General features: G+C 72.3%; 7 protein-coding genes and 1 tRNA gene. 3 read left to right on the plus strand and 5 right to left on the minus strand.

The features are described from left to right. Nucleotides 1-715: 715 nt before the first annotated feature. On the minus strand, nucleotides 716-1,561 hold the full coding sequence (locus tag BN12_RS15720) for a Bax inhibitor-1/YccA family protein (RefSeq protein WP_048553934.1): 846 nt from the start codon (nucleotides 1,559-1,561) through the stop codon (nucleotides 716-718). Nucleotides 1,562-1,691: 130 nt separating this feature from the next. Between BN12_RS15720 and BN12_RS15725 the strand changes: the two genes are divergently transcribed. Together BN12_RS15725 and BN12_RS15730 are read left to right on the plus strand one after the other, a co-directional pair. Further along, entirely contained in the window at nucleotides 1,692-2,750 is a 1,059-nt protein-coding gene (locus tag BN12_RS15725) for an NYN domain-containing protein (RefSeq protein ID WP_048553936.1), read from the plus strand. A 323-nt stretch (nucleotides 2,751-3,073) separates the two neighbouring features. After that, nucleotides 3,074-3,895, plus strand: coding sequence for an aldo/keto reductase (locus BN12_RS15730; RefSeq protein ID WP_048553938.1), 822 nt, complete (start codon nucleotides 3,074-3,076; stop codon nucleotides 3,893-3,895). 152 nt (nucleotides 3,896-4,047) lie between these two features. Here BN12_RS15730 and BN12_RS15735 read toward each other — a convergent pair. Further along, nucleotides 4,048-4,121, minus strand: a tRNA-Leu gene (locus tag BN12_RS15735). Between the two features lie 186 nt (nucleotides 4,122-4,307). On the opposite strand from BN12_RS15735, the gene BN12_RS15740 reads away from it, so the two are divergent. Continuing rightward, the gene (locus tag BN12_RS15740; protein ID WP_048553939.1) at nucleotides 4,308-4,895 is read left to right on the plus strand and encodes a TetR/AcrR family transcriptional regulator; all 588 of its coding nucleotides are present in this window, start codon (nucleotides 4,308-4,310) and stop codon (nucleotides 4,893-4,895) included. A 114-nt stretch (nucleotides 4,896-5,009) separates the two neighbouring features. Here the strand turns inward: BN12_RS15740 and BN12_RS15745 are convergent, their stop codons facing one another. From BN12_RS15745 to BN12_RS15755, 3 genes are all read right to left on the minus strand, one after another. After that, complete coding sequence (locus BN12_RS15745) at nucleotides 5,010-5,966, minus strand: Ppx/GppA phosphatase family protein (protein WP_048553940.1); 957 nt, start codon at nucleotides 5,964-5,966, stop codon at nucleotides 5,010-5,012. Further along, the gene (locus BN12_RS15750; protein WP_407667803.1) at nucleotides 5,963-6,526 is read right to left on the minus strand and encodes a DUF501 domain-containing protein; all 564 of its coding nucleotides are present in this window, start codon (nucleotides 6,524-6,526) and stop codon (nucleotides 5,963-5,965) included. Before BN12_RS15750 ends, BN12_RS15745 begins: the two co-directional genes overlap by 4 nt. Nucleotides 6,527-6,579: 53 nt before the next feature. Then, nucleotides 6,580-7,191 (minus strand): FtsB family cell division protein (locus BN12_RS15755; RefSeq protein WP_083454694.1); only part of this gene is annotated, 612 nt, incomplete at its 5' end.

Genomic DNA, 7,191 nt, shown 5'->3' on the forward strand with positions numbered 1-7,191 from the left:
CGGACAGCCGTCGTCGACGACCAGCACCGGACAAACCCGCGGCGTCGCAAGCGCATCCACGGTGTCCGCCCGGCCTGCCCCGGCCCGCCCGGCCCGGCCCGGACGACCACGACAACCCGGCACCTGCCGTCCACGGGGCCGGGTGCCCACCTGACGAGGAGGACCGAGGGCCACATGCCCACCGACGGATCGCCCCGAGTCAGCTGGTCAACGCACGCCGTAGGGCTATGAGCTGCTCAAGGAGGTCTGCCATGCCGGCCCCTTCTGCGGCCGGCGGGCTCGACCCTCCGGCCGGCGGGCTCGACCCTCCGACCGGCGAGGCAGCGACCCAATCGTCACCCTCAGCAGGCGGCGGACCCGAGCCGTCCGAGGACACGGGCTTCGGACCGGCGCCCACCGAGGCCGGCGGGCTCGACCCTCCGGCCGGCGCAAGCGGGTGGTCTGCGAGCGCGAGGCAGGCGTCGTAGACGACGACGGTCAGCTGGTCCATGACGACGGCGGGCCCGAGGTCAGGGACAGGCTCCCCGGCGATCGACTCGACGACGGCCCGCACCACCGGTAGACGTGACATCGCCTCGGGGAGCGCCAGCTGCTGCCAGCGAACCTCGAGGCGACGAAGCTCCTCGGCGACCGACGGGGGAACCGGCGAGGACGGCATACGAACTCGATGGATGGACGTCGACCAGAGGCCGGCGGGATCGGACGACGCCGACGGTCAGCGCTGCTGGAACCGCGCGAGCAGCCGCAGCATCTCCAGGTAGAGCCAGACGAGGGTGACGATGAGGCCGTGGGCGAGCAGCCAGGAGTACTTCTGGGGAGCGCCCGAGGCGATGGCCCGGTCGATCGAGTCGAAGTCGAGGTTCAGGGTGAACGCCGCGAGGCCCGTCGCGAAGAGCGAGATGATGATGCCGAGCCCGCTCGTCCCGCCGATGCCGAACGTCGTGTGGGTGACGAGGGCGTAGACGAGGTTGACGAGGGAGAAGATGAAGTAGCCGACGATGGCCATCGTCATGATCCGGCGGAACTTGTTCGTCACCTTGATGACGCCGGTCTTGTAGAGGACGAGCATCCCGAGGAAGACGGCGAGCGTCGCGAGAACGGCCTGGACGACGACGCCGGGCCACGCCTCGTTGAAGAACTGGCTCACCGCGCCGACCATGAGGCCCTCGACGACGGCATACGTGACGATGAGCGGAACGCTGATCGTCTTCTTCACGGCGATGGCGATGCCGAGTCCGAGCGTCGCGACGATGCTGATGAGCCAGAGCGCCGACCCGAGACCAGGGTTGTTCGCCGAGACGGTCCAGCCGACCGCACCGAAGACGACGACGAGCCCGAAGAGCGCGGCCGTCTTCATGACGACGTCGTCCATCGTCACCCGGCCGGCCTGGACGGCGCTCGCGGCGGGACGGTTGTAGAGGTCCTCGAGCTGCTCGGTGCTCATCGGCGCGGGGCCCCCGTAGGTCACGCCCTGCTGGGGCGTGGAGCGGGGCTCCTCGAACCCGGCATACCCCTGTCGGGCGTCGCGCTCGACCCGCTTGAAGACGGGGTTGTCGTTCATGTGGCTCTCCGTAGGTCACGTGGGCCGGCCACCGTGACCGGGACCCGTACACAACTCTAGGCGCACGAGCCCCACGAAAAGTTCCCGGCACGAGAGACTGTGGACAACCCTCACCGCACGGAAGGACCCCATGACCGACACCGTCGAGGCCCGCGTCGCGGTCTACATCGACTTCGACAACATCGTCATCTCCCGGTACGACCAGGTGCACGGCCGCGGCCAGTTCATCCGCGACCGGTCCCGGGGCACCCTCGCGGGCGACGCCCACGTCGACGTCGGAGCCATCCTCGACTTCGCCGCCTCCTACGGGACCCTCGTCCTGACCAGGGCGTATGCCGACTGGTCGGCGCCCGTCAACGCGGAGTACCGCGGTCAGCTCGTCGGGCGCGCCGTCGACCTCGTCCAGCTCTTCCCGGCCGCCGCGTATGCCAAGAACGGCGCCGACATCCGGCTCGCCGTCGACGCCGTCGAGGACATGTTCCGGCTGGAGGACCTCAGCCACGTCGTCATCGTCGGCGGCGACTCCGACTACGTCCCGCTCGCCCAACGGTGCAAGCGGCTCGGCCGGTACGTCGTCGGCATCGGCGTCGCCGGGTCGACGGCACGCTCGCTCGCCGCGGCGTGCGACGAGTTCGTCTCCTACGACGACCTGCCCGGCATCGTCGCCGAGGGACCCGACGACGTTCCCGCGCCCGCCACCGCCTCCGGATCGGTCGCCGAGACCACGTCCACGGCTGCCGAGGCGGCCTCCAGGTCCGGTGGACGGTCCCGGAAGGCGGCCTCGACGAAGGCGTCCAAGAAGGCCCAGGCGGACGAGACCGCCGCGCGCGGCGCCGACGCCGGGCCCGGCGAGAGTGCGCCGAGCGAGGGCGGGCCGAGCGAGGACACGGTCGGCGAGGACGCCAAGGCGGCCGGCCCCAGCGACGAGACGCCGGGACTCACCCAGGCCGACGCGACGCGCCTGTTCACCCGCGCCCTGCGGGTCGTCCACCGGCGGGACGACGCGGAGTGGCTGCACAGCTCGGTCGTCAAGTCCCAGATGAAGCGGATGGATCCGTCGTTCAGCGAGAAGGCGCTCGGCTTCCGGTCCTTCTCGGACTTCGTGAAGTCCCGCGCCGACGTTGCCGAGCTCGACGAGAGCGGCACGACCCACCTCGTCCGTCAGCGGGAGGAGGCCCGCCGCCGCTGACCATGGTGGTGCCCGTATGCCGGTGCCCTCGGTCACGCCGCGTCCTCACCCCCGGCCCCGCCGCTGACCATGATGGTGCCCGTATGCCGGTGCCCCCGGGTCGGGCCGGTCCCCCACCGGCGGCCCCGCCGCTGACCATGGTGGTGCCCGTATGCCGGTTCCCCCGGGTCGGGCCACGCCCCACGTCCGGGGCCTTCACCCGCCTCCCGGCGTGTGGCATACCGACGGGAACGGGGTAGACCATGCATACCGGAAGGCCGCGGCATACCCCTGAGGCCTGGCATACCGGCCAGGCATGGCCCAACCACCCGCGAAGGAGACCCATGTCCCCCGTCGTCCCCACCGTGACCCTCAACAACGGCGTCGTCATCCCGCAGCTCGGGTTCGGCGTGTTCCAGATCCCCGACGACCAGACGCAGGCGGCGGTCGAGCACGCCCTCGAGGCGGGGTACCGGAGCATCGACACGGCCGCCCTCTACCGCAACGAGCGCGGCGTGGCGCGGGCCGTCGACACCTCCGGCATCCCGCGGGAGGAGCTGTTCATCACGACGAAGCTGTGGAACGACCGCCAGGGCGACGTTCCGCAGGCGTTCGAGGAGTCGCTGGAGAAGCTCGGCACCGACTACGTCGACCTCTACCTCATTCACTGGCCCGCCCCGAAGCAGGACCGGTACCTCGAGGCGTGGCAGGCGTTCGAGAGCCTGTATGCCGACGGCCGGGTCCGTGCGATCGGCGTCTCCAACTTCCTGCCCGAGCACCTCGAGCGGGTCGTCGCGCTCGGCGGTACCGTGCCGGCCGTCAACCAGATCGAGGCGCACCCGGCGCTCCAGCAGCGCGCCGCGCAGGAGGCCGACCGCCGGCACGGCGTGGCGACCGAGGCGTGGAGCCCGCTCGCGCAGGCCGCGGTGCTCACCGATGACGTCGTGACGACGATCGCCGAGGCGCACGCGGCGACGCCGGCCCAGGTCGTCCTCGCCTGGCACCGCCAACAGGGACGCATCGCCATCCCGAAGTCCGTCACGCCCTCGCGCATCGTCGAGAACCTCGCGAGCGTCGAGGTGACCCTCACCGACGAGGAACTCGCCCGCATCGACGGCCTCGAGAGCGGCGGCCGCACCGGTCCGGACCCGGCGACCTTCGGCTGAGGTTTCGGCTCGACCCGGACGGAGAAGTTGCATCAAGACGGAGCTATTTCTCCGTCCGGATGCAACTTCTCCGTCCGCGCCCACGGCGTCGCGCCAGCGAGTGCCCCTGTCTCGACGGGTGGGCCCACGGAGGGGGCAGTCGCGCCAGCGAGTGCCCCCGACGGGGATCGAACCCGCACTGGGCCGATTTTAAGTCGGCTGCCTCTGCCGGTTGGGCTACGGGGGCGGCGCCCACGCTAGCGGCGAGCACCCCGGCGGGGTGAGGGCTGCCCGGAGACCGGTCCGGTCTGTCACACTGTGAACCCCTTTCTCCCCCGGAAAGGCTCGTATGCGCACCGTGGACTCACCTGCTCCGTCGGCGGAGCGCCGCAGCCGTCGCGGGCCCGCGCCGGGCACGCCACGACCACCGCGGATGGCCCGTGCGGATCGCGAGGCGCAGCTGCTCGACGTCGCGGAGGAGGTCTTCTCGACCAAGGGGTACGCGTCGGCGACCGTCGAGGAGATCGCGGAGCGGGCCGGCATCACCAAGCCGGTCATCTACGACCACTTCGGCTCCAAGGACGGTCTCCTCGCGGCGACCATCGCTCGGGCCCGGGAGGAGCTGCACGACCGGACGGTCCACGTGTGGCGGAGCCTGCCACCGGACGCCGGTCCGGAGGAGGGGATGCGGCGCAGCGTCCGGGCGTTCTTCGACTTCATCGACGCCCATCGCGGCGTGTTCGCCCTCATCCAGCAGGAGGGCGGGCGCGGGACCGCGGTGGCGACCGGGGTCGAGGCGGTGCGCACCGAGCAGGCGGACCTCGCCGTCCGCATCCTCTCCCGTGCGGCGGGACTCCAGGACGTGCCCGAGTGGGTGCTCCGCGGGTACGCCGAGGTCGTCGGCGGGACCTGCGAGCGGGTGGCCGTGTGGCGGCTCCGAACGCCCGGCATGTCGGCCGAGGACGCGACGGAGATCGTCATGACCGTCACCTGGCACGGGCTCTCGAGCGTCCTCGGCTGACGCGGTTCAGATCAGTTCGCGCCGGCCGCCGTGCCGCCGGAGCGATCGGCCGACCCACCCCTGGGCCGCCCTGTGGCGGGGACGTCAGCGGTCGACTGGCCCGGCGCAGGACGGTCAGTCGGCGATGCTGAGGGCGATGCCGTCGAGGATGTCATGCTCGCTCGTCACGACGTCGGTCACCCCTTCGGCCGCCATCCTCAGGACGACCTCTCGCCACACGAGCGCCCCGCCCCCGATGACGTCGACCCGGCCGGGATGCATGTACGGCAAGGCCTTTCGTGCCGCCCTCGTCGCATGGAGCAGGTCGTCGCACGCGGCGACGACGGCGTCCGACGACAGTCGAGCGAGGTCGATGGCGGTGCGGTCGTATGCCGGGAGCCGGAGTGCGTGGGCCGTCACCGTCGTGATGCTCCCGGCGACGCCGACGAGGGTCCGGATGCCGGAGAGCGGCACGTCCTCCTCCGCCGTCGCCAGGGCGTCGAGGACGTCCGACACGGCAGCCGCGACCTCCTCATCGGTGGGCGGGTCGGATGCCAGGTGCCGCTCCGTCATCCGGACCGAGCCGATGTCCATGGAGTACGCCGCCTCGACGGCATCGGTGCCCCGCACGAGCTCGGTCGAGCCACCGCCGAGGTCGACGACGAGGTAGGGCCCGGCATACCCGGCCGCGGCGAGCGCGCCCGTGGCCCCCCGGAAGGACAAGGCCGCCTCCTCGTGCCCGCTGATGACCTCCGGCCGGACCTCGAAGCCGGCCGCCCCGAAGACCCGGACGACCCCCGCGACGAACTCCCCGGCATTCCGCGCGTCCCGCGACGCCGAGGTCGCGACGAACCGGATCCCGGACACGCGATGCGCGCGGCAGGACTCCGCGTACGTCTCACACATCGCGAGCGTCCGCGCCATCGCCTCGGGGTCGATGACGCCGGTGCGGTCGACGCCGAAGCCGAGGCGCACGACGTCGGAGCGCCGCTCGACGTCGGTGAGCTTGTCGCCCTCGACGTCGGCGACGAGGAGGCGGATGGAGTTCGTGCCGCAGTCGATGGCCGCGACGCGGCGGGTCCCGTCGGTCATGGTTCCAGAGTCTCGCTGCACGGGTGGTCGGCCCACCACTCGGGGAGGGCGGCGAGCGCCTCGTCGCCGAGCGGGTTGACGCCCGGGCCGACCGAGAGGGCGTGGGCGACGAGGACGTGGAGGCACTTGACCCGGTCCGGCATACCGCCGGCGCTGATCCCGTCGATCTCCGCGACGTACCCGAGGGCCGACCGCCGGGCGAGGTAGTCCTCGTGGGCCGCGGCATACGCGGATCGCAGCTCGGCGTCCGTGCCGAGCCGCTCGGTCATGGCGCGCATCATCCCCTCAGACTCCAGGGTGCTGACCGCACCCGTGAGGCGGGGGCAGGTCGCGTAGAACGTTGTGGGGAAAGGCGTTCCGCCGGGCAGCCGAGGCGCCGTGACGACGACGTCGGGCTCTCCGCATGGGCACCGGTGCCCCACCGCGACCATGCCCCGCATCGGCCGTCCCCGCTGGCGGGACGCCGCCTCGACGTCCGCCGCGGTCGGTGCGGGCCATCCCGTATGCGGGTCCGCCCGGTCCGGCGTCGGTGCCGGAGCATCCGACGCGGTGCGGCTCACGCCGGGAGGGTCCGACGCCGCCGGTGTGCCGGCGTCCCGGGTCCGCGGCTGCGTCACGGGTGGGCGGCGGGCGCGTCCGCGACGCCGACCGACTCCCAGAGCCGGCCGTACCACGGGTGGTCGTCGCTCGAGGCCGGAGCGGAGGCGAGCCCGGTGTCGGAGGAGTCGGCGTCGCCGTCGATGACGGTGTAGGACTTCTCGCCGACCTTGACGAACTTCAGCCGCTGGCGCGCCTGTTGGATGACGTACTGGTCGTCGGTCCACAGCTGCTGCTGCTTCTGCAGGGACGTCACGTCCCGCTCCTGCGCCGCGACGTGCTCGCGCAGCTGCGAGATCTGGCTGCGCTGGCCGAGATAGGCGTGGACCGTCGGTCCGACGAACATCGCGAGGAGCGCGACGACGGTCGCGAGGACCGCGAGCCGTCGAGTCCGGTTGACGGCGTGCGGGCCGCCGTCGCGGGTGGCACGCTCTCGGGACGCCCCCGTGGAGGTCGAGCCGGCCTTACCGCCGGACTGACCGTTGCGGCTGCCGCGGCCGCCAGGGTCGCCGCGGCCGCTGCCGGACGACCTGGCCTTGCCGGCGCTGCCGCCCGTGCCGGGCCCGACTCCGGGCCCCACTCCCCCGCCGGCTCGGCCCCGGCCACCCGTCACGCTCTCGGTACCGGC

Origin of the sequence: Nostocoides japonicum T1-X7, from assembly GCF_001046855.1 — a bacterium.
Taxonomy (GTDB): Bacteria; Actinomycetota; Actinomycetes; order Actinomycetales; family Dermatophilaceae; genus Nostocoides; species Nostocoides japonicum.

What these genes read in the sequence shown, in the direction of transcription:
- BN12_RS15720 (WP_048553934.1), bottom strand. Translation starts at nt 1,561, where the DNA reads ATGAACGACAACCCCGTCTTCAAGCGGGTCGAGCGCGACGCCCGACAG.
- BN12_RS15725 (WP_048553936.1), top strand. Translation starts at nt 1,692, where the DNA reads ATGACCGACACCGTCGAGGCCCGCGTCGCGGTCTACATCGACTTCGAC.
- BN12_RS15730 (WP_048553938.1), top strand. Translation starts at nt 3,074, where the DNA reads ATGTCCCCCGTCGTCCCCACCGTGACCCTCAACAACGGCGTCGTCATC.
- BN12_RS15740 (WP_048553939.1), top strand. Translation starts at nt 4,308, where the DNA reads ATGGCCCGTGCGGATCGCGAGGCGCAGCTGCTCGACGTCGCGGAGGAG.
- BN12_RS15745 (WP_048553940.1), bottom strand. Translation starts at nt 5,966, where the DNA reads ATGACCGACGGGACCCGCCGCGTCGCGGCCATCGACTGCGGCACGAAC.